This window comes from Clostridium sp. AM27-31LB, from assembly GCF_003480745.1.
In the GTDB taxonomy this organism is placed as follows: Bacteria; Bacillota; Clostridia; order Lachnospirales; family Lachnospiraceae; genus Butyribacter; species Butyribacter intestini.
This window is the reverse complement of sequence record NZ_QUJS01000005.1, coordinates 122,977-145,934: the sequence shown is the minus strand read 5'-3', so window position 1 is coordinate 145,934 and position 22,958 is coordinate 122,977. Positions and strand designations below refer to the sequence as shown.

Genomic DNA, 22,958 nt, shown 5'->3' with positions numbered 1-22,958 from the left:
AAGAGTACAGCCGTATCTTTGCACTGCCTGATACGGACTGAAAGGTACAGAGCAGTGCAGAAAAGAGGATACGATGGAGAAAAGATTATTTACATCTGAATCAGTAACAGAAGGACATCCTGACAAGATAAGCGACAATATTTCGGATGCGATACTTGACGCACTTATGGAGCAGGATCCTATGAGCCGTGTTGCCTGCGAGACAGCTATCACGACAGATTATGTGCTTGTCATGGGTGAGATTACGACTAAGGCAAAAGTTGACTATGAAAAGATTGCAAGAGAGACAATAAGAGAAATCGGATATGACTCTGATGAGAAAGGCTTTAACTGTGATACCTGTAAGGTAAATGTTCTTCTCGACTCACAGTCAGCAGATATTGCAATGGGTGTTGACAAGGCACTTGAAGCAAAAGAAAATCAGATGACGGACGAGGAACTTGAGGCAATCGGTGCAGGCGACCAGGGTATGATGTTTGGTTATGCAACAAACGAAACAGACGAATATATGCCTTATCCTATCGCACTTGCACACAAACTTACAAAGAAACTTACGGAGGTACGCAAAGACGGAACACTTCCTTATCTTCGTGCTGACGGTAAGAGTCAGGTTACTGTTGAATATGACGAGAATGGCAGACCTGTTCATGTAAATGCGGTAGTTATCTCATCACAGCACGCTGCTGAGGTTTCGCAGGAACAGATACATGAGGACATCCGTAAATATGTTATTGACCCTGTAGTTCCACAGGAACTCACAGATGAAAATACAAAGTATTTTATAAATCCAACAGGTCGTTTTGTTATAGGTGGACCAAACGGAGACAGTGGACTTACAGGCCGTAAGATAATCGTAGACACATACGGCGGATATGCCCGTCACGGCGGCGGTGCATTCTCAGGAAAGGACTGCACAAAGGTTGACCGTTCGGCAGCATATGCAGCGCGTTATGTTGCGAAAAATATTGTGGCAGCAGGACTTGCCGACAAGTGCGAGATACAGCTTTCATATGCCATCGGTGTCGCACAGCCTACATCAATAATGGTTGACACATTTGGAACAGGAAAACTCTCAGATGAGAAACTTGTTGAGATAATAAGAGAAAACTTTGACCTTCGTCCGGCAGGAATAATCAAGATGCTTGACCTTAGAAGACCTATCTACAAGCAGACGGCAGCTTATGGTCACTTTGGACGCAATGAGCTAAATCTTCCATGGGAGCAGCTTGATAAAGTGGGGATACTTAAGAAATATTTATAAAAAAGAATAAGTTGATGATTTTTTAAAAACAAAAAGCTGATAGAGTTATGGACTATGTTGTATAGGAATATAGCGTAGCCATAGGTTTATCAGCTTTTTAAATCTCTGAAAATAAAATTGTAAATTGAAAAAGATAACGGTATATTTCATAAATGCTTTATGAAAGAGAAAAGTATCATGAGTGAAGAATTTGCAATATAATTATTATAAATTAATATTTATTTATAATGGAAATATGCATATTGATTTCTATTTATTAAAGCAACTGTTACTAATATTTTAAGTATTGTATTTAATCCTTATATGATAAAATTATTTTGATACTCATTACATATAAAATTAAAGTTATTGCGAGAGTAGTTTAAGGTTATGTTAATTATGCAGATTATGACAGTTTCGCAGTCATATATTAAAAAATAGGTAATTGCGAAACTAACTATATGTTGTGTCAATTGCACAGCTATAACAAATAATATCGTCGGCACGCTTTCGCTATGTTGTCGTTCGTAGCAGTACATAAATCAGCAAAAAACGCTGCCATATAAATGAATGCTACAGTTCGAAAATAAAATTTTCTCGCTGTTCGTTTCACTCATATAATTTTCATTAAAAATAATTGTATGCAGGCATACATTATTTTTAGTTTGAAAATTGCATTCATTTAGAGTACAAAGTGCTGACGACGACAAAAATGCCGACTAACACTATTTGTTATATCTGCACAATTTAATCAAGATTTATGACAGTTTCGCAAACACCCAATATTAAAAAAGATAAAAGGAGAAAAGTATGAGGTACAACAGAAGATTAAAAAAATATTGTAAGAGACTGACAGCGGCAGTTTTGATAGCAGGAATGACGATTACAGGAAGTTATTATGGTGATTTTTCAACATATGCCAAAACTGGTAAACAAAAAGTTGCTTTAAATGCAATATCAAAAAAGATTCAAAAGGGAAAGACTTTTACATTGAAAGTCAAAAATGTTCCCAAAAATATCAAATCAAAGAAGATTAAATTTACGAGCAGCAAAAAGAGTGTTGTTTCAGTTACGGCAAAGGGCAAGGTAAAAGGAAATAAGGTTGGAAAAGCCGTTATCTGGTGTAAGGTTTCCTATAAGGAAAAAAAGAAGATTAAAGGAAAGACAAAGTGGAAATCCTTTAGCAAAACATTAAAATGTAATGTAAGAGTTGTGGCAAAGAAGGTAACACCGACAAATACGCCGAAGGTGAGCGAAAATCCGATGGTGACAGCTAAGCCGACGGCGACAGCGGGTCAGACCACGACAGCTAAGCCAACAGCGACAGCGGGTCAGACCACGACAGCTAAGCCAACAGCAACAGCGGGTCAGGATACGACAGCTAAGCCAACAGCAACAGCGGGTCAGGATACGACAGCTAAGCCAACAGCGACAGTGGGTCAGACCACGACAGCTAAGCCGATGGCAACAGCAGGTCAGAATACAACGGCTAAGCCGACAGCGGCAGCGAGCCAGATACCTGCGGCTGCTCCAACGGCAGCAGTAAGCCCGACACCGACAGTTCCCCCGATAGCAACATCAAGTCCGACACCGACAGCAACGGCAAGCCCGACACCGACAGCCACTCCGACAAGAAGACCTGCTACGGAAACAGCTTCCGAGGCATATCAGATGGTTCACGACCTCGGACTTGGCATAAATCTCGGAAACACAATGGAGAGTGTGTCACGTTATAAACTTGGCAGTGTTAATGCCTATGAAACTTGCTGGGGAGCACCGACCACGACTAAGGCAATGATTGACGGTATGAAAAATGCAGGTTTTAAGACGATAAGAATACCTGTGGCATGGTCAAATATGGTTTCAGATGATGGAAATTATACGATAAGTGATGGTTATTTTAACAGAGTTGAAGAAATCATGGGCTATGCCCTCGACAATGATATGTATGTTATAGTAAATATCCACTATGACGGTGGATGGTGGGGACAGTTCGGTGCGTGCAAAAAGGACTCTGCCGGAAATATAGTTGCCGATGAGACAAGGCGTGCCGCTGCATGGAAACGATATGAGAGTTATTGGAAACAGATTTCTGAAAGATTTAAAAAATATTCAGGTCATGTCATTTTTGAGAGTGCAAACGAGGAACTTGGTACAAGATTAAATGATGCACTTAACTCAAACGGTTACGGATTTACAGAAGACATGAGCAGCGATGATATTATTTCGGGAAATCTGACAGACGATGAAAAATACGCTCTTGTCAATCAGATAAATCAGAAATTTGTCGATATAGTGCGTGCATCAGGCGGAAATAATGCAAACAGATTTCTTCTTATAGTAGGATATGATACCGACATATCAAAAACCTGTGACACAAGATACAAGATGCCGACCGATACTATAGAAAGTCATCTTATGGTTTCAGTTCACTACTATTCACCATATGGTTACTGTGATATAGCAAAACCTTCAAAAGAGGGGTATATTGCATCGTGGGGAAGTGATGATGAGATAAGCACGCTTAAAAGTGACTTTAAGAAAATGAAACTTCAGTTTGTCGATAAAGGTTATCCTGTGATTATCGGTGAATATAATGTCTGTGATACTGAAAATTCCGACGGAACATATACAAGAAAAACAGGCAGGGAAGTGTTTATAAGAAATGTATGCGAATATGCACTTGCAAATGGAATGTGTCCTGTTTTGTGGGATACGGGTATGGGTTACAGCCGTTCACAGTGCAGAATGTCGAATGACATTGATAAGGAATTGTTTGAGGGACTTTATAAGAAAGCTGAGAGTGGAACAGCATATGTGCCTGATGAGACAAAAAATGAATATGTATGGACCGGAAATATAGGGGCGTCAAGCTGGAATGCAGTGGCACCGGTTGCTACTGATGATGACTGGAATCTGCCTGTTAGTTCTGTTGGAGCTGCATATCAGATTAGTGGCATAGACTGGACAAAATTTACAAGTTCGTATCTTGAGATAAAGATAAATTCGCTTACAGCGGGTAGCGGCGGTAGTGTAGACTACAAAGTGGCTAATAAAGTAAATGAAGATAATCCATACTATAAATATATAAATAGCTCTGATGTAAAGGCAAGTGGAACATTTAAGCTGAGTACGGGAGAAAAATTAAAGATTGATTTGTCAAAAGACGGTCTTTCGGGTTATGATAATATATATATTGGCATGGTTGGTAAAGGTTCTAACGCAGTAGCTTTTAATGCCAATGTCACTATTACAATAAAAGACAGCAGCAATTAAATAAGGTATTTGAGCAAAAGCAGATATTCTTGCAAAATTATATATGGAATTTTGTCTGGCGTATTGCCCTTAACCTGAGATTTTTAGGATATTTTTTGCGGCAGGCTGTCTGAAAATGAGGTGAAATAAATTTGAAGATGATATTACCTAAAAATGTTTCATATATTATTAGTAAACTTGAACAGGCAGGATTTGAAGCCTATGCGGTAGGCGGCTGTGTGAGGGACACTCTGCTTGACAGAAAACCGCAGGACTGGGATATTACGACCTCCGCAAAACCTTTACAGATAAAGGAGCTTTTTAAAAAGACTATCGACACGGGGATACAGCATGGCACGGTCACTGTCATGCTTGACCATGTCGGTTATGAGGTGACAACTTACAGGATAGACGGTGAATATGAGGATAACAGGCATCCTAAAAAAGTAGAGTTTACAGACAATCTCAAACTTGACCTTGAAAGACGCGATTTTACGATAAATGCCATGGCTTATAACGATAATAGAGGGCTTGTCGACGAATTTGGGGGTATTAAAGACCTCAAAGATGGTATAATAAGATGTGTTGGTGATGCGGGTCAGAGATTTGACGAGGACGCACTCAGGATGTTAAGGGCAGTGAGGTTTGCAGGACAGCTTGGTTTTGCCATCGAGGAAAAGACAAGAGAAGCTATCGTTGAGAGAGCAGACCATCTTAAAAATATAAGTGCCGAGAGGATAAGAGTTGAACTTACGAAACTGCTTGTTTCTAAAGAAGCAGGGCGGATAAGGGATGCCTATAAAACAGGCATGACAAAATATTTTCTGCCTGAACTTGATGCTGCGATGCAAACTGAACAGAAAAATCCGCATCATATCTACACGGTCGGAGAACACAGCATATGCGGTATAGAGCTTATGAACTGTTTCTTTGGGATTACTTCCGATAAAAAGATTTATGATAAGATACCTGAGAATGTACTTGAAACGGCAAAACAACTTGCCGCTAAAATGGATAAAAAACAGCAGACGGTTTTGTGCATGACGATGCTTCTTCACGATATAGCAAAACCAGCAGTCATGACAGTCGATGAAAAAGGAATCGGTCACTTTATCGGTCATCCGGCACAGAGTGAGAAAATGGCAAAGAAGATAATGAGGAGACTTACTTTTGACAATGACTCCATATCAAAAGCGTGCAGGCTCATAAGATTTCATGATTACCGTATGGAAGATAAGAGCAGGGCTTTCAGGCGTGCCGTGTCAAAGATAGGTGCTGACATTATGGATATGCTTTTTCTTGTTGAGTATGCCGATGTTCTGGCACAGAGCGATATGCAGCGTGATGAAAAACTTGCAAAGATAGACGCAGGTGTTAAGAGATTTGAATATATTATGGCAAATGCACAGCCTTTGTCGATAAAAGACCTTGCGGTGACAGGTTCAGACCTTATAGCCGCCGGAGTAAAACCGGGACCAAAGATGGGAGAGATACTTAAGGCAATGCTCGACAAGGTACTTGACGAACCTGAACTGAACACGAAAGATGGTCTGTTAAACTATCTTAAATGTGAGAACGGCAATAAAAATGTTGAGGAGAACGAAGATTTATAGTAAAATAACTGTAAATGTGTTTAGCACCTGTTACATTGTAAGGGATAATGATAACTTATGATGTGGCATAAGTATTAAGTTAGTTTCACTACTTCTATTTATTTTAGAGCAAAGATAAATAGTATTATAAATAAATTGCTCGGAAATGGGGATTATTATGGATTTAAATGTAAGGCTTGCGAAGATGACAAAAGCTATGAAGACACAGCTTTTTATCGACAATCTTACAACGATATTTAACCCACAGGCTCTTTTTAGTGATGGTACGGCACAGTATCGTATTCCGCCTGAACCAAAAGCAAATGAGAGTGTAAAACTCAGATTCAGAACCGGCAGGGAAAATATTGACAGAGTGGTTCTTGTTGTGTGTACTGATACGCGCATCGAGATGAAGAAAGTATATAATGACAGACTGTTTGATTATTATGAGAGTACGGTCGAACTTTCTGACAAGATGATAGATTATTATTTTGAGGTGACGAGCGGAACGGTCACTGTTTATTACAACAGCGTAGGTGTGTGCAGCGGAGTTGAGCCGTATTATAATTTTACGATAACACCATCATTTCACACTCCTGACTGGGCAAAGGGTGCAATATTTTATCAGATATATGTTGACCGTTTTTATAACGGTGACAGGTCAAATGATGTTGAAAAAGATGAGTATGTCTATATAGGTGAGGGTACTGACAAGGTTACTGACTGGTTTAAGTATCCGGCAGCAATGGGTGTAAGGGAATTTTACGGCGGAGATATAGCAGGAGTATGGCAGAAACTTGATTATCTGCAGGAACTTGGTGTAGATGCGATATATTTTAATCCGATTTTTGTATCACCGTCAAATCACAAATATGATATTCAGGATTATGATTATATAGATCCTCATTTCGGAAAGATAGTTAAAGATGAGGGTGAAGTGCTTCACAGGGACGAAAATGGAAATCTCATGTGTGACGGTACTTACCCAAACAAATATGCAACAAAATATGTGTGCAGGGTTACAGACAAAGAAAACCTTGAGGCGAGCAACCGTTTTTTTGCTGAGTTTGTCGAGGAAGTTCACAAAAGGGGCATGAAAGTTATTCTCGACGGAGTTTTCAATCACTGTGGTTCTTTCAATAAATGGCTTGACAGAGAGTGCATTTATGAGGATGCCGAGGGTTATGAAAAAGGAGCTTATATATCCGCAGACAGTCCTTACAGGACTTTCTTCAGGTTTAATGAAGATATGTGGCCGTACAATTATCACTATGATGGCTGGTGGGGACACGATACACTACCTAAGTTAAATTATGAAGATTCACCGCTTTTATTTGACTATATCATGCATATAGCGAGAAAATGGGTTTCACCGCCGTACAATGTTGACGGCTGGAGACTTGATGTGGCGGCAGATCTTGGTCAGTCACAGGAGTACAATCACTATTTCTGGAAAGAGTTTAGAAGAAATGTCAAGGAAGCAAATCCTGAAGCTATCGTTCTTGCAGAGCATTATGGTGATCCGACAAGCTGGCTTCAAGGTGACCAGTGGGATACCGTTATGAACTACGATGCGTTTATGGAACCTATCACATGGTTTTTGACAGGTGTTGAAAAGCACAGTGATGAGTACAGGGAAGATCTTCTTGGTAATGCTGATGCGTTTTTCGGTTCTATGCGAAATTATATGACAAGATTTAATACACAGTCGCTTCAGGTTGCCATGAATGAACTTTCAAATCACGATCATTCAAGATTTATGACGAGAACAAATCACAGAGTTGGAAGAACGGCAAGTGTAGGACCTCAGGCGGCAGATGAGGGCATAGATAAAGCTCTTTTCAGGCTTGGTGTCATGATACAGATGACATGGCCGGGAGCACCGACTATATATTATGGTGATGAGGCAGGACTTTGTGGATGGACTGACCCGGATAACAGAAGAACTTATCCGTGGGGCAGAGAGGACAATGAACTTATAGAGTTCCACAGACAGCTTATAAGGATACACAAGGATTATCAGGTGTTTAAGACCGGATCGATAATGTTCTTAAAAGGTCAGTATAAACTTATAGGTTATGGACGATTTGATGAAAATGATAAGATAGTTGTTATGATAAACAGCAGCGATGAGGTTCGTGAAGCTGACATACCGGTATGGCGAATGGGAATTATACAGGAGACACGAATGGCAAGACTGATGCTTAGTGACAGGGAAGGTTATTCAGATGAAGCAAAGGTATATCCGGTCGTAAATGGACTTATCCATGTTGAATGTCCTCCGATGTCGGGAATGATAATAAAAGATATAGAAAGCATGGGATAGATGAGATATGGGAAAGATAAGAGACTGGATGCACGGCAGTGGAAGAAAGACCGTCATAGCAGTTGTGACGGTTATTGCGGCTGCAATAGTCATACATTATTTTGTGGTGGAAAGGCATGGCAAATGGGGACTTGAGAGTGCCTACAGTGCAGGCGTCAATGAAACGGTATCACCAAAGCCACAGAAAGATTATTATGTCGGCGGCAGCAGTATAGGCGGAGTTGACAAAAATACGAAAATATCTACGGGTGATACCATAAAAAAGACTGATGAGTAGAGAGTGTGCGGTAGTTTCTGACAATAATTATTTTGTATTGCTGCCGCAAAATAGGACAGCAATAATTACACAGCAAAAAAGTTGTCCGTTATTTATATATTTTCATTGCTTTTATAATTATAATATAATGTGATGAAAGGGTTAAAAATATATAGCAATGTATGTTTACATACAAATTGCTTGATACAACAAGCACTGACAATAAGATTGGAGGTGTTTGCGGGGTTATAAAAATAACCCGGACGGAATAAAGTGCCGGATGTAAAAACGGCGGAACGGAGGAAAAAATGTACAGTTTAATTCCAGTGGTATGTGCACAGGATATCACAGCACTTGTTCGTGCACTGCCTGGTTCTGTAGCCCAGGGTCTTATCTGGGGAATTATGGCGATAGGAGTGTTTTTAACATTTAAGATACTTGATTTTGCCGATCTTACGGTTGATGGTACTATGGCAACCGGTGGTGTTGTTACGGTAATGCTTATATTGAAAGGATGGAATCCGGTTGCAGCAGTTGCAGTTGCATTTGTTGCAGGTATGCTTGCCGGACTTATAACGGGTATTTTACATACGGTACTCGGTATTCCGGATATTTTGGCAGGTATTCTTACACAGCTTTCATTATATTCGATAAATCTGAACATATCTGAAGGAAAAGCAAATCAGGCTGTAAATGTAGATATGTATAAACTCGTTGTTTCAGGCAGAGACAATCCTGCCGCGATAGTTACGGTCGTTATCATACTTTTGGTCGTTATCGCACTTATGTACTGGTTCTTTGGAACAGAGCTTGGTTTCACTATCAGGGCAACAGGATGCAATCCAAATATGTCAAGGGCACAGGGAATTAACACAAATGTTGCAAAGGTACTTGCACTTGTATTTTCAAATGGTCTTGTTGGATTTGCAGGCGGACTTCTCTCACAGTATCAGGGTAACTTCGATGTAAACATGGGCAGGGGTTCTATCGTTATCGGACTTGCTTCTGTTATCATCGGTGAGGTACTTGGAGAAGCTATATTCGGAAAGAAACTCAATTTCAGCGGAAGACTTGCATTTGTTGCAGTCGGAAGTATAATTTACTACATAGTTATACAGTTTGTATTGTGGCTCGGTCTTCCTACAATAGATATGAAGATGTTCTCAGCTATGGTAGTTGCGATATTCCTTGCGGTTCCTTACCTCAGGGGAAAGGCTAAAAATTCATACAGAAAAGCCGCAAAAGGAGGTGCCGGAAAATGTTAGAGTTAAACAATGTGTATAAAACATTTAATCTTGGTACTATAAACGAAAAGAAGGCATTAAATGGTGTCAATTTAAAACTTGAGGATGGAGATTTTGTTACCGTTATCGGTGGAAACGGAGCGGGAAAATCTACCACTCTAAATGCTGTTGCAGGTGTATGGCCTATAGATTCGGGAAGTATTATTATTGACGGAGTTGATATGACAGGTCTTTCAGAGCATAAGAGAGCACCTTATCTTGGCAGGGTATTCCAGGATCCGATGAACGGAACAGCGGCGACAATGGAAATTATAGAAAATCTTGCTCTTGCGGCAAGACGAGGACAGCACAGAGGTCTTAAGTGGGGCGTTACTAAGTCTGAGAAGAAAAAATACAGAGAAATGCTTGCAAAACTTGATCTTGGTCTTGAAGATAGAATGACATCAAAAGTCGGACTTCTTTCGGGCGGTCAGAGACAGGCACTTACACTTCTTATGGCAACGATTAAAAAGCCTAAGCTTCTTCTTTTAGATGAGCATACGGCGGCACTCGATCCAAAGACCGCAGCAAAAGTGCTGGAATTATCAGATAAGATTATCGCTGACAATCATCTTACTGCGATGATGGTAACACATAATATGAGAGATGCGATAATACACGGAAACCGCCTTATTATGATGAATGAAGGAAAGGTTATTCTTGATATAAAAGGCGAGGAGAAGAAAAAACTTACTGTCGAAGATCTTCTTCAGAAATTTGAGGAAGTGAGCGGTGAGGAGTTTTCAAATGACAAGGCGTTGTTAGGATAGGTTTTAACAGAGGGATGTCACAAAAAAGTGACACCCTCTTAATAATATATATAAAAGTTTTATATTTACATAATTAAAAACGGAAATGAGGGAAAAATGGGTCAGACTATTGCAAATGTATTTTATAAGCAAAGAGCAGACTTCTTAGAAGAACAGAAAGAAAGAGACAAAAGGCTTAAATTTCCGGATGATGTTGAAGAAATCAGAGATATTCCATATCTTAAAGATGGATTAAAAGCACACCATCTTGATGTCTACAAGTCTAAAATTATAACACCGGAGCAGGAGCATAGAAAGCTTCCAGTCATAATAAATGTACATGGAGGTGGACTTATTCTTGGAAATAAGGAGTTTAACAGATATTTTTGTGCTAAACTGTGTAAACTCGGATATATTGTATTCAGTGTGGAATACAGACTTGTGCCTGACTGTATGTTTTATGACCAGTGTGAAGATTTGTCAAGAGCATTAGATTTTATAAACGATAATCTTTCAAATTATAATGGAGATGCAGAAAGGATATTTGCAGCAGGAGACAGTGGCGGGGCGTGTCTGCTCACATACACTGCTGCGATGATGAAATGTGCCGGTATGGCAAAGGGGGCAAAAGTAAAACCGGCTCAAATAGACATAAAGGCAATGGGACTTATAAGTGGAATGTTTTATACAAATAAATTTGATAAATTAGGATTGTTTCTTCCGAAATATCTTTATGGAAAAGATTATAAAAAGAGTACATTTGCTAAGTATGTAAATCCGGAAAATAAAGAGCTGCTTAAAGCCTTGCCGCCATGTTTTCTTGTATCAAGCAGAGGTGACAATCTTAGAAAATATACACTCAACTTTTATAAAGCACTGAAACCGGTAAATACAAAAAGTGAATTGTTATATTTTAAGAAAGATAAAAAACTAACACACGCATTCAGTGTTTTTGAACCTGATTTGGCGGAAAGTCATGAAACGATGAAAAGAATGTCGGATTATTTTGCACGAATCATTGTATAGTTTGAGGATAAAATTGAAAACTAATTATTTGCTGTTCTTATAGAGTGAATAAAATTTAACATTGATTTTGCAATTATCCGAACAGTTATAATATACGGAGGTAAAGCTGTTATGGATTATAATGAAAATGAATTTAAAGAAAAAGCAAACAGAAAAGCAAGGCGTATATGGTTTGTTTTTGCAATACTTCTTTCAGCAAATTATGGTTCGGATGTATCTAAAGGATTAAATACCGCATCATATTATTTTGTATTTCTGGCACTTTGCTGGATTCCGATAATAGCCGGCGAGATATTGCTTAGAAAAAAAGGCTGGGAAACGGATTTGTATAAATATGACCTTGTTGTCGGATATGGGATTTTTTATACTTTTGTCATAAGTACGACTGAGTCACCTATAGCATTTACATATGTATTGCCGGTGACAAGTCTTTTGGTATTGTATAAGAACCGTAAATTTATGATATATTGTGGAATTGTCAATTCTATAATAATCATTATAAGTTCTGTATATCATGTAATGTGTGGTTACAATTCGGCAGCAGATATGAAAAATTACCAGCTTGAATTTTCAGCTACAGTGCTTTGTTATATATGTTATGTCATGTCGATACATCATCTTAACGAATCAGATGGTGCAATGACAAACAGTATAAAGGCTGACCTTAAACGAGTTATAACTACTGTAGAGAAAGTTAAAAAGGCAAGTAACTCTATTATGAGCGGGGTTTCCGTTGTAAGAGAGATTTCAGTTGAAAATACACATAGTGCAGGTGTTGTTGCCGATGGAATGGTTACATTGACAGATAATAACACAAAGCTTGAAAATACAACCGATTCATCGGTGGAAATGACAACTGACATAAGTTCGCAGGTAGAACGCGTGGCAGAAATGATAGAGCAGATGGTCAGCCTGACAGCAGAGTCAACAGAACACGCAAAGACAAGTTCGACAGATCTTGAGAGTCTTGTGGAGACTACTCATGCTATGACAGATCTGGCATCTGATATGGGACAGATTCTTGAAAATTTCAGGGAAGAGTTTGAAAGAGTTAAGGCTGAAACAGGCAAAATTGAAGAAATAACTGAACAAACAACATTGCTTGCCTTAAACGCTTCTATAGAAGCAGCAAGAGCAGGTGAAGCAGGAAGAGGTTTTGGAGTAGTTGCACAGCAGATAAGTTCATTAAGTACAGAAACACAGTCATCATCAGGAATGATAGAGGATGCACTTATAAGACTTCAGGAAACATCAGACAAGATGACGGCTTCTATGGAGGAGACGATAAATCTTGTTCAGGAAACATACAAGAAAGTTACAAAGACCGGGAAAAATGTTGGCAAGATAAATAATGATTCAAAACAGCTTGAAAGTCATATTCAGGAAATTGATATTGCAATGAAAGAGGTTGAAAGCTCAAATCATCAGCTTGTGGATAACATGGATAGTGTATCCGGAATTGTTTCCGATATGACAGGATGTATATCATATTCAAACGAGATGAGCAGCCGTATGCTTAGTAAATATGAAGAGTCCATGACCAATATTAATGATATTGAAAAAACAGTGGAAGCTCTTATGTGTGAACTTGGTATTGGTGGTTTTATGGGAGTTGAAGATATTATGCCGGGAATGAAAGTCCAGATAACGATGGATGGTGCATCAGCAGAAGTATATCATGGTGAAGTTGAAAAGCAGAAAGATGACAGGATAGAAGTAAATCTTCCTAAATTAAATAGCGATTTGGCAAAGGATAGATTATGCAGGATGCAGATTACGGTTGGAAATGTATTATATATATGGAAAGATGCGAAAGTTGTTTCGTCAGCTTCACAAAATTCACATTTATTTGAGATACTCGTGACATCAAGACCGAAGATAAAGAACCGCAGAAAGTATCCTCGTATGGATATAAGCAATAAGTGTAAGATATTTGTTGAAGAGACCGGAAAAGAGATTGATGGACAACTTGACAATATAAGTGCAAATGGTTTTGCATTGCTCACGAAAGAGTCTTATTTTAAGGAAAACAAAGGAGCAAAGATTAAGATAACCATAGAAGATTTTGATCTTCCAAAGCATAATGTTCTCGAAGGTAAAGTCATCAGGTGCTCTGAGAATGAAGGTGTGTTCATAGTGGGATGCCAGATGCCGGAGGATGACAATGAAATAAGAGAATATGTTAATAACAGTATTTAAGCAATATGCCAAAAACTCTCAGAATCTTTTGGTTAGTGATAGTTTTTGGCATATTGTTATTTTATTCTAAGATGAAGTAGACAAAAGCTGCATTGCAATGGATAGCAGGTTTCATAATATAAGAAATGCAATATCTGACTGTTACGATGCAGGATAGATACTGACAAGATTTATTGTTCTCTTAGTTGATGGTGAAGAACTTTATCTTTATACATTTCTTCGTCAGCAGCTTTTATAAAGTCATCAAGTGAAATCTCCGGAGTAGGAATCCCGGTTATTATGCCGATACTTGCACTTACATCATAAGGATGGTTATGCATTTTATTATAAATATTGATATTTTGATGAATTTTATCCCAAAAATCATTAGCATCAAGACCATCGGCGAGGGGACCTGCCATGACAAATTCATCACCGCCAAATCTTGCACAAGTCTCATCCTGAAAGCTTGAATTTATAAGTATGTTTCCTATTGCAGAGATAGCAATATCACCATCTGAATGACCATATGTGTCATTTATCTTTTTTAATCCGTTCAAATCAACAGAGATTGCGATAAAATGTTTTTCTTCATTTATGCACCGATTAAAATCAGGCAAAACTTTTTGATAAAAACCGCGTCTGTTTAAAAGACCTGTAAGAGGATCATGTATATATTTATTTTCAAGACTGGATATAATATTTTGCTGTCTCTGATGTACTTTCATGGTTTCAAGTGCAGTACTTACATTCATAAGAAACTGGTAGAGCTGTTCCATATTCATTTTGTCAGGTTCATACACTAAAGCCGCATATCCAATCGTATGATCCAGTACATGCAATGGAAGAAATAGTATATTATCTTCCTCTTCAAGCACGGATTCAATATTTGGCAGAAGATTTGAAGTTTCAAAGTCAGTCATTCCCTGCCATATGGTATCGTGTTTTGATAATACAACATCCATATGATTTGAATATCCGAAATGAAGTGATGCATTATCGTCCAAAATGTCGGACAATTCTTCATCTTCTGTCAGAAAATTATCAACAACGCAAAGCCAGAAACGATGGCTGAAAAAATTTTTTGCATACCGTGTGAGTTTGTCAAACATACCTTGAAATGAAGAATTGTCGTTAAGGTCGGCAGTCATGTTTATCTGGTCTTTATTAAATTGAATCTGAGCATCATACCTGTTGTTTAGGTTATATGAAAGGTTATTGTATTTTTTAATGCTGTCATAATGACATCCGCATGAACCGCCTATTATAACATTAGAATTTATATAGTTGACGGCAGGAACTTCCTCATGGTTAAAAATATCATTTAAAATATCAAATGCTTTTATAACGGCATTTTCATAATCATGCTGTGCAGTAGTGATAGCAGGATAGTGTTCGATAGCCTGTATCAGACCATCAAATCCGGTAATGGCTATTTCCCGTGGAAGGTCATATCCTGCATTGATAAGTGAATTGTATGCCGTGATAGCCATAGTATCATTGGCACAAGCTATTGCCTGTGGCATCGGAAGCTCACTGTTTATAAAATCTTTTATGACTTTTTTGGTAGGAATACTCCAAAATCCACCATATCCTATACGTTCTTCCTCAATAGGAATATTATGTTCTTTAAGAACTTTTTTATAAATGTCGATGCGTTCATCTGAAAAGGCGTTTCCTTTTATACCTGCAATAAAATTGATGCAGGTATAATGGTGATCTTCTATAAGATGACATAATATTTTTTCAAGTGCAGTCTTATAATCATAATTTATATTGTAGCAGCCCTCAATATAGTGGTCTATTGAAATTACCGGTATATTATTAAGTTTTGCGTGGCAAATAAGATCATCACGGACGGCAGGACATTTTATCGTTTCCGACAATATTATCATAGCATCTATGAGTTTATAATTTATAAGGCTGAATATACAACTCTCACCTATATCGTGTTTACCCTGTGAAGCTGCTCTGTACAAATCACTAAAGGAACGGAAAAATAGTATTTTGTAGTTGTTTTTTTTGGCATATTCAGTAAAATAATTCATATAGTATTTGATGGAGTCTGAATCAATTGCAGCACAACAGACAGCTATAATGCGATTTTTAATACCTAACATTTTTCACGACCTTTCCTAAATAAAATAATATGATGCAATGAAGCAATCCGTGGTGTCCGTTGTGGGGCAAAGCACATTTTGTCCATGACATCATAATATCAGTTATATAAAAATAATTTGCCGATTTATATTCTTTTATTATAATAAAAAAAAGAAAGAACTGCAACAATAATATATGAATTTTTATTTAACAGTTAAAATGAAACGAACATATGTACTTGAAAACATAAATATTTGGTGTTAAGATAAAAGAAATATTTATGTTGCAATGTTGATAAGATGATTTAGAAATGAGGTTTTTATGGCAAAACATGAGGAAGTTAAGAAGTATATAAAGATAAGAAAGGCATCTGAGCATAATCTTAAAGGTATTGATATTGACATTCCGAGGGATGAGTTTGTGGTTCTTACGGGACTTAGCGGTTCGGGAAAGTCATCTCTTGCATTTGATACAATCTATGCGGAGGGACAGAGAAGATATATGGAGTCTCTGTCTTCTTATGCCAGACAATTTTTGGGGCTTATGGAAAAACCTGATGTCGAGAAGATAGAAGGACTTCCGCCGGCTATTTCTATTGATCAGAAGTCTACAAACAGAAATCCGCGTTCGACTGTAGGTACTGTTACGGAGATTTATGATTACTTCAGACTTCTCTATGCGAGAGTTGGAATACCACATTGTCCTAAGTGTGGAAAAGAGATAAAGAGACAGACGGTAGACCAGATATGTGATGAGATTATGAAGCTTGAAAAAGGCACGAGATTACAGCTCCTTGCACCTGTTGTCAGAGGTAGAAAGGGTGAACATATCAAAGTTTTGGAAAGTGCCAGAAAGAGCGGTTATGTAAGAGTTGTCGTTGACGGTCACATCTATGAACTGTCAGAGGATATAAAGTTAGAGAAAAATAAAAAGCATGATATAGAGATAATGGTTGACAGGCTTGTTGTAAGAGAGGGAATAGAAAAGAGACTTACCGATTCTATTGAAAATGTTATGAGACTTTCTGACGGGCTTCTTATAGTAGATATTCCGGGTAAAGAACAGATTAGATTCAGCCAGAGTTTTTCATGTGCTGACTGTGGTGTGAGCATTGATGAGATAGAGCCGAGGACATTCTCTTTTAACAATCCTTTTGGTGCGTGTGAGGTATGCCACGGTATCGGTTATAAGATGGAGTTTGCCGAGGAACTTATGATACCTGATCCTTCGTTGAGTATCACGGATGGAGCACTTGTCGTAAACGGATGGCAGTCTGTTACAAACAAGACAAGCTATGCCAGATGTGTCCTTGATGCACTTGCTAAGGAGTATGGTTTTGAGCTTGATACCCCTTATCAGGACCTTCCTGAAAATATCAGGCATATGCTTATGCACGGAACGGATGGCAGGAGTGTACAGGTACACTACAGAGGTCAGCGTGGCGTTGGTGTCTATGATGTTGTTTTTGAGGGAATTATCAAAAATGTCGAGAGAAGATACAGGGAGACAGCGTCAGAGAGCACCAAGAAAGAGTATGAGAGTTTTATGAGGATAACACCTTGTAAGGCTTGTAAAGGAAAAAGACTCCGCCCGGAAGCACTTGCAGTAACAGTTGGGGACAAAAATATCGCACAGATAACTGAACTTTCAATAATAGAACTTAAAAATTATCTTGACAACCTTGAACTTACAAAAAATCAGTTAAATATAGGCAGGGTTGTACTTAAAGAGATAAAAGCAAGAGTTGGATTTCTCGTTGAGGTAGGTCTTGAGTATCTCTCACTTTCAAGATACACGGCGAGTCTTTCAGGTGGTGAAGCACAGCGTATCAGACTTGCAACGCAGATAGGTTCGGGGCTTGTAGGAGTTGCCTATATACTTGATGAGCCGAGCATAGGACTTCACCAGAGGGACAATGATAAGCTGCTCGGTGCGTTGATGAAGTTAAAAGACCTCGGAAATACACTTATTGTTGTAGAACATGACGAAGATACGATGCTTGCGGCTGACTATATAGTAGACATAGGACCTGGAGCCGGTTCACATGGCGGCAAAGTGATTGCTACTGGAACGGCAAAAGACATCATGGCTTGCAAGGAGTCGATAACAGGTGATTATTTAAGCGGCAGAAAAAAGATACCTGTTCCTGAGGTGAGAAAAGAGCCTACAGGCTGGATAAAGGTAAAAGGTGCAAAAGAAAATAATCTCAAAAATATAAATGTAGAGTTTCCGACGGGAGTTATGACCTGTGTTACGGGAGTTTCAGGTTCGGGAAAAAGTTCGCTTGTAAATGAGATACTTTATAAGTATATGGCAAAACAGTTGAATAGGGCGAGAACTATACCGGGACTTTGCAATAGTGTTGAGGGTCTTGAACAGCTTGACAAGGTTATCAATATAGACCAGTCTCCGATAGGAAGAACACCACGCTCAAATCCTGCAACTTATACAGGGGTATTTGATATGATAAGAGATTTGTTTGCCGCAACACCTGATGCAAAAGCGAAAGGATATAAAAAAGGCCGTTTCAGCTTCAATGTAAAGGGAGGAAGATGTGAAAACTGCCACGGTGATGGAATTATAAAGATAGAGATGAACTTTCTGCCGGATGTATATGTTCCTTGCGAGGTATGCGGTGGAAAGAGATACAACAGGGAAACGCTCGATGTAAAATATAAAGGCAAGAGCATATATGATGTGCTGGACATGACAGTGGAAGAAGCACTCACATTCTTTGAAGCAGTACCGACTATCAGAAGAAAGATAGAAACACTTTATGAAGTGGGACTTTCATATATAAAACTCGGTCAGCCGTCAACAACGCTTTCAGGTGGTGAAGCACAAAGAATCAAACTTGCCACAGAACTTAGCAGGAGAAGTACGGGAAAAACGGTATATGTACTTGATGAGCCGACAACAGGACTTCATTTTGCAGATGTGCACAAACTCGTTGACATATTGAGGAGACTTACAGAGAATGGCAATACCGTTATAGTGATAGAGCATAATCTTGATGTTATAAAAACAGCAGATTATATAATTGACTTAGGCCCTGAGGGCGGAGCAAAAGGTGGAACAGTCATAGCAAAGGGCACACCTGAAAAGGTGGCAAAAAGCAAGAAGTCTTATACAGGGGCATTTATAAAGAAGATGCTTGAGAGGTGATTGCGAATATCAGCTTACCTGACAGATTATGATGGTTTTGCAAATGCTTAGTGGGAGATAAAAAGTGGAGAGGAGATATGCTTATGGATAAGAAAAATGACAACTCATTTTTTGCCATGCTGTCGAGGATGAAATATATTGAAAGATGGGCATTGATGCGTAATTCGCTTAGGGAGAATGTCAGTGAACATTCTCTCGAAACAGCGGTGGTTGCTCATGCTCTAGCCATTATAGGAAATTGCAGGCTCGGTATGGACTATGACATTGAGCATATAGCGTTGCTTGCAATGTATCATGACTGTACGGAGATTATCACCGGAGATATGCCGACACCAGTTAAATATTACAACACTGAAATAAAAGATGCCTATAAGGAGATTGAGGTAAATGCGGCGAAAAATCTTCTTTCAAGACTTCCTGAGGATATGGCTTTGGAGTATGAAAAATATCTTTTGCCAAAAGAGGATGCATCAGTTATGAGACTTATAAAAGCGGCAGATAAAATATCGGCTCTTATCAAGTGCATAGAGGAAGAAAAAACAGGAAACAGAGAGTTTAATCATGCGAAAGAGTCAACTTTTAAGGCGATAAGAGAATTAGAGTGCAAAGAAGCTGAAATTTTCTGTGAGGAGTTTGTGCCGGAGTATGAAAAGACGCTGGATGAGTTGAACTGAGAATGAGTATTTCCACACTTCCAGTGCGTAGAATACTAAGTGGTAGGAAAAGCAAAGGTGATTGACGATTATATTTGAGTCAATTATAATATATCTGATTATGTGAACTAATAATGTACTCTCGGTATCTTCTCAAAACGAGTCATTTCGGCTGCATTTCCGATATACTGTTTCCATTTTCTCGTCGTACACACCGTGTACGCACTGCGAAAATGTCATTGTATATCAAAAATCCATCTCGAAATTCTTCGTTCAGAAGATTCCGAGAGTACATAATATAGGATAGGAGTGAAGTATGAAAATATCTGTAAGTAACATAGGTCTGATAAATCGTGCCGATATTGAGCTGGATGGAATAACAGTCATTGGCGGCTATAATTGCAGCGGCAAAAGCACGATTTTAAAAGCAATATATTCTCTTTTGTATTCAAATTCAGATATAAAGAAAAAAATTGAGGAAGAAAAGGAAAAAAGTTTTATTCAAGCTGTTGAAAATTCGGGCAGTATTTTGTCATACTTGTACGGTCTTTTGCCTGCTGTTAAAGAATTTTGGTGTCAGGTGAATGAAATATTTGAAAAAGAACAGAATTTAACACTTGAACAGTTAAATAAAGTTGTTGAAAAAAACATAAAAAAAGAAAATTATTTTGATAAATTTGAAATTCATGGAATAGATGACCCGGAATTTAAAAGAAATGTAATTAAAAAACAAATAGAATCGTTATATGAAAAGTTAGTAACAATTTTAAAAAGAAATGATTCAGAATATGTGCGTTTTATATTTTCCAGAAACTTTCAGAATATTTTTAAAGGAAATATTAATTCGTTTGGCTGTAAGAAAAATGGAAATATAAAGATTGAGTTTGACACAAATGAAACTTTTGCGGAGTTTAAGGATAATAAAATGATTTCATGTAAAAGTTATCCTAATTTTGTAAATTCAATATGGTATATTGATACCTGTCATTTTACGGATATAATTAATGACAAAAAAGTATCATTGTTACTTTACAGTGAGCTTAGAAAAGCGTTGTATAAAGAAGTTGGCATAGATGTTTCATTTGAGACATTTAGTGATATTGAAGAAAATACAGATGCTTTTGCTAATATCTTAAAAGAAATATTACATGGTGAATTGATTACCGGGGAGTCAGGGAGCAGCCTGTTGTATAAAGATGAAAAAACAAATACAAGTTTTGATGTTAAAAATGTTGCATCAGGAATGAAAAATATGCTTGTAATCCAAAAATTATTGCAAAACGGTTCACTAAATAGAAACAGTATTTTGCTTATTGATGAACCGGAGTCTAATTTACATCCGGAATGGCAGGTTAAATTTGCGGAAATATTAGTTTTGCTAAATAAAGAATTAAATATAAAAATAGTGATAAATTCACACAGTCCGTATTTTATGAGAGCTGTCGAAGTTTCGTTAGCAAACTATTCTCTTAAAGATAAGGGTAGATTTTATGTTATGAATGAAGATGCAAACGGTTATTTTTCTACGGAAGATGTTACTAATAATACTGATAAAATTTATGAAATGTTGTATAAACCGTTAGATTACTTGTAGAATATGGGGACATGGCGATATATGAAAGAATACAAAAATGTTATGGAGCAATATGAAAGCACAATAAAGGAAACATCAAAAAGTGATGAAAATATAGACTTTATAGAAAGTGAAGTAAAAGTTTATGATTTTGATGCTTATACGGAAGATGTCTGTAAAGAATATAGAAGTAAAAAAAGTCTGAGTTCAGTAGATGCGTTTGCCTTATCGGATGATGATGACTTTTGGTTTATTGAGTTTAAAAATGCGAGAAAATCGCAATTACCCAAAAAATCTTTACCGCCTAAAGCGTATGATAGTATATACACGGCTTATTTTTTTCTGAAAGAAAAGTATTCGATTAACCAGATTAAGAAAAAAGCCGTATTGTTTGTGGTTTATAATGACGATGCCATAAGTGATGAAAAGAAAGAAAATCCGAGTAAAGGCTTTTCAAAATTTAAAAATAAGATGGGAGAATTGGCAAAGGCAGACCCAGAAACAAGGATATTGTTTGGAATTGAAAAATTCAAAGGCTTTTTATATAGAGAAATACATACTATTGGAAAACAGGAATTTTTGGAAGAATATGAAAAGAAATGCCGTTTGATTAATGATTAAGTTAAGAAAAACTCTATGAAAAACACAGAAAATGAGGTATATTATGGAACAGGACGAGATATATGGAGAATTTGCCTATGTCTATGATGAGTTCATGGATAACATTCCCTATGAACAGTGGCATGATTATCTTCATGGTTTATTGATAAAATATGGTGTTACAGACGGAATAGTGGCAGATCTTGCCTGTGGTACAGGTACAATGACAAAGTTGCTTGCAGATGACGGGTATGATATGATAGGTGTCGATATGTCATATGAGATGCTTGAGGTTGCAAGGCAGAAGTATTGCTGTCAGGATTTTGATGAAATTCCATATGAAAGTGAAAGTAAGTCTGATAGTTTGAAGGATGCTATGGAGTATAACGCACAGGAGCAGGAAACAGGCGAGAGTAAAAATGAGATACTGTTTTTAAATCAGGATATGCGTGAACTTGACCTTTACGGTACTGCCGCCGCTATGGTGTGTGTCTGTGACGGCATGAATTATATAACGGATGAAAATGATCTGCTTAAGGTTTTTAAAAAAGTAAAGATTTTTCTTGATTTTGGAGGGATTTTTATTTTTGACATGAAAACGAGACATTTTTATGAGAATATACTTGGCAGCAGGACGATTGCAGAGAACAGAGAGGATGCAAGTTTTATATGGGAAAATGAATTTCATAAGGATACAGGCATCAATGAATATCTGCTTACGATATACAGTCTTGTTGATGATGAGAACGACCTTTTTGAAAGGTCGGAAGAAATTCATCACCAGAGGGCATATGATATTAAGTTTGTGAGAGATTGTCTTGAAAAGGCGGGGCTTTCATGTCTTGAGGTCTATGACGCTTTCACGGAAAATGCGGCGAAAGAGGACAGCGAGAGGATTTATTTCGTGGCACAGCGACCTGAAAAAAAGACTATTCCAGCGTAAAATGAGAACTAATAATACA

15 protein-coding genes are annotated in these 22,958 nt (G+C 37.8%); 14 read left to right on the top strand and 1 reads right to left on the bottom strand.

What is annotated here, in order from left to right:
* The first annotated feature begins 73 nt into the window (after positions 1-73).
* The 9 genes from metK to DW721_RS09020 all read left to right on the top strand — a co-directional run bounded on the left by metK (position 74) and on the right by DW721_RS09020 (position 13,926).
* Positions 74-1,261 (top strand): methionine adenosyltransferase, encoded by a 1,188-nt coding sequence (gene metK / locus DW721_RS09060; RefSeq protein ID WP_118745546.1) that lies wholly within the window; start codon positions 74-76, stop codon positions 1,259-1,261.
* Positions 1,262-2,050: 789 nt separating this feature from the next.
* Entirely contained in the window at positions 2,051-4,516 is a 2,466-nt protein-coding gene (locus tag DW721_RS09055) for a cellulase family glycosylhydrolase (protein ID WP_118745545.1), read from the top strand.
* A gap of 137 nt (positions 4,517-4,653) precedes the next feature.
* Complete coding sequence (locus tag DW721_RS09050) at positions 4,654-6,108, top strand: CCA tRNA nucleotidyltransferase (RefSeq protein WP_347560370.1); 1,455 nt, start codon at positions 4,654-4,656, stop codon at positions 6,106-6,108.
* 157 nt (positions 6,109-6,265) lie between these two features.
* Positions 6,266-8,413 (top strand): glycoside hydrolase family 13 protein, encoded by a 2,148-nt coding sequence (locus tag DW721_RS09045; protein ID WP_347560368.1) that lies wholly within the window; start codon positions 6,266-6,268, stop codon positions 8,411-8,413.
* A 7-nt stretch (positions 8,414-8,420) separates the two neighbouring features.
* Complete coding sequence (locus DW721_RS09040) at positions 8,421-8,690, top strand: hypothetical protein (RefSeq protein WP_022013779.1); 270 nt, start codon at positions 8,421-8,423, stop codon at positions 8,688-8,690.
* Between the two features lie 287 nt (positions 8,691-8,977).
* Positions 8,978-9,934, top strand: coding sequence for an ABC transporter permease (locus DW721_RS09035; RefSeq protein ID WP_022013780.1), 957 nt, complete (start codon positions 8,978-8,980; stop codon positions 9,932-9,934).
* The gene (locus tag DW721_RS09030) at positions 9,928-10,722 is read left to right on the top strand and encodes an ABC transporter ATP-binding protein (protein ID WP_118745542.1); all 795 of its coding nucleotides are present in this window, start codon (positions 9,928-9,930) and stop codon (positions 10,720-10,722) included. The genes DW721_RS09035 and DW721_RS09030 overlap by 7 nt, the downstream gene beginning before the upstream one ends.
* Before the next feature lie 96 nt (positions 10,723-10,818).
* The gene (locus DW721_RS09025) at positions 10,819-11,727 is read left to right on the top strand and encodes an alpha/beta hydrolase (RefSeq protein ID WP_118745541.1); all 909 of its coding nucleotides are present in this window, start codon (positions 10,819-10,821) and stop codon (positions 11,725-11,727) included.
* Positions 11,728-11,838: 111 nt separating this feature from the next.
* Positions 11,839-13,926 (top strand): methyl-accepting chemotaxis protein, encoded by a 2,088-nt coding sequence (locus DW721_RS09020; RefSeq protein ID WP_118745540.1) that lies wholly within the window; start codon positions 11,839-11,841, stop codon positions 13,924-13,926.
* Positions 13,927-14,096: 170 nt separating this feature from the next.
* Here the strand turns inward: DW721_RS09020 and DW721_RS09015 are convergent, their stop codons facing one another.
* Complete coding sequence (locus tag DW721_RS09015) at positions 14,097-16,025, bottom strand: GGDEF domain-containing protein (RefSeq protein WP_118745539.1); 1,929 nt, start codon at positions 16,023-16,025, stop codon at positions 14,097-14,099.
* Positions 16,026-16,326: 301 nt separating this feature from the next.
* On the opposite strand from DW721_RS09015, the gene uvrA reads away from it, so the two are divergent.
* From uvrA to DW721_RS08990, 5 genes are all read left to right on the top strand, one after another.
* Complete coding sequence (gene uvrA, locus DW721_RS09010) at positions 16,327-19,170, top strand: excinuclease ABC subunit UvrA (RefSeq protein WP_022013785.1); 2,844 nt, start codon at positions 16,327-16,329, stop codon at positions 19,168-19,170.
* An 83-nt stretch (positions 19,171-19,253) separates the two neighbouring features.
* On the top strand, positions 19,254-19,844 hold the full coding sequence (gene yfbR / locus DW721_RS09005) for a 5'-deoxynucleotidase (RefSeq protein WP_118745619.1): 591 nt from the start codon (positions 19,254-19,256) through the stop codon (positions 19,842-19,844).
* 295 nt (positions 19,845-20,139) lie between these two features.
* Positions 20,140-21,417, top strand: a complete 1,278-nt coding sequence (locus tag DW721_RS09000; RefSeq protein ID WP_118745538.1) for an AAA family ATPase — start codon at positions 20,140-20,142, stop codon at positions 21,415-21,417.
* A 21-nt stretch (positions 21,418-21,438) separates the two neighbouring features.
* Positions 21,439-22,017, top strand: a complete 579-nt coding sequence (locus DW721_RS08995; RefSeq protein ID WP_118745537.1) for a hypothetical protein — start codon at positions 21,439-21,441, stop codon at positions 22,015-22,017.
* A 43-nt stretch (positions 22,018-22,060) separates the two neighbouring features.
* Positions 22,061-22,939: a class I SAM-dependent methyltransferase gene (locus DW721_RS08990; protein ID WP_118745536.1), complete on the top strand. Its 879-nt coding sequence runs from the start codon at positions 22,061-22,063 to the stop codon at positions 22,937-22,939.
* Positions 22,940-22,958: the final 19 nt, after the last annotated feature.

Excerpts from the sequence above, each read along its gene's own strand:
- metK (WP_118745546.1), top strand. The coding sequence starts at position 74 with ATGGAGAAAAGATTATTTACATCTGAATCAGTAACAGAAGGACATCCT.
- DW721_RS09055 (WP_118745545.1), top strand. The coding sequence starts at position 2,051 with ATGAGGTACAACAGAAGATTAAAAAAATATTGTAAGAGACTGACAGCG.
- DW721_RS09050 (WP_347560370.1), top strand. The coding sequence starts at position 4,654 with ATGATATTACCTAAAAATGTTTCATATATTATTAGTAAACTTGAACAG.
- DW721_RS09045 (WP_347560368.1), top strand. The coding sequence starts at position 6,266 with ATGGATTTAAATGTAAGGCTTGCGAAGATGACAAAAGCTATGAAGACA.
- DW721_RS09040 (WP_022013779.1), top strand. The coding sequence starts at position 8,421 with ATGGGAAAGATAAGAGACTGGATGCACGGCAGTGGAAGAAAGACCGTC.
- DW721_RS09035 (WP_022013780.1), top strand. The coding sequence starts at position 8,978 with ATGTACAGTTTAATTCCAGTGGTATGTGCACAGGATATCACAGCACTT.
- DW721_RS09030 (WP_118745542.1), top strand. The coding sequence starts at position 9,928 with ATGTTAGAGTTAAACAATGTGTATAAAACATTTAATCTTGGTACTATA.
- DW721_RS09025 (WP_118745541.1), top strand. The coding sequence starts at position 10,819 with ATGGGTCAGACTATTGCAAATGTATTTTATAAGCAAAGAGCAGACTTC.
- DW721_RS09020 (WP_118745540.1), top strand. The coding sequence starts at position 11,839 with ATGGATTATAATGAAAATGAATTTAAAGAAAAAGCAAACAGAAAAGCA.
- DW721_RS09015 (WP_118745539.1), bottom strand. The coding sequence starts at position 16,025 with ATGTTAGGTATTAAAAATCGCATTATAGCTGTCTGTTGTGCTGCAATT.
- uvrA (WP_022013785.1), top strand. The coding sequence starts at position 16,327 with ATGGCAAAACATGAGGAAGTTAAGAAGTATATAAAGATAAGAAAGGCA.
- yfbR (WP_118745619.1), top strand. The coding sequence starts at position 19,254 with ATGGATAAGAAAAATGACAACTCATTTTTTGCCATGCTGTCGAGGATG.
- DW721_RS09000 (WP_118745538.1), top strand. The coding sequence starts at position 20,140 with ATGAAAATATCTGTAAGTAACATAGGTCTGATAAATCGTGCCGATATT.
- DW721_RS08995 (WP_118745537.1), top strand. The coding sequence starts at position 21,439 with ATGAAAGAATACAAAAATGTTATGGAGCAATATGAAAGCACAATAAAG.
- DW721_RS08990 (WP_118745536.1), top strand. The coding sequence starts at position 22,061 with ATGGAACAGGACGAGATATATGGAGAATTTGCCTATGTCTATGATGAG.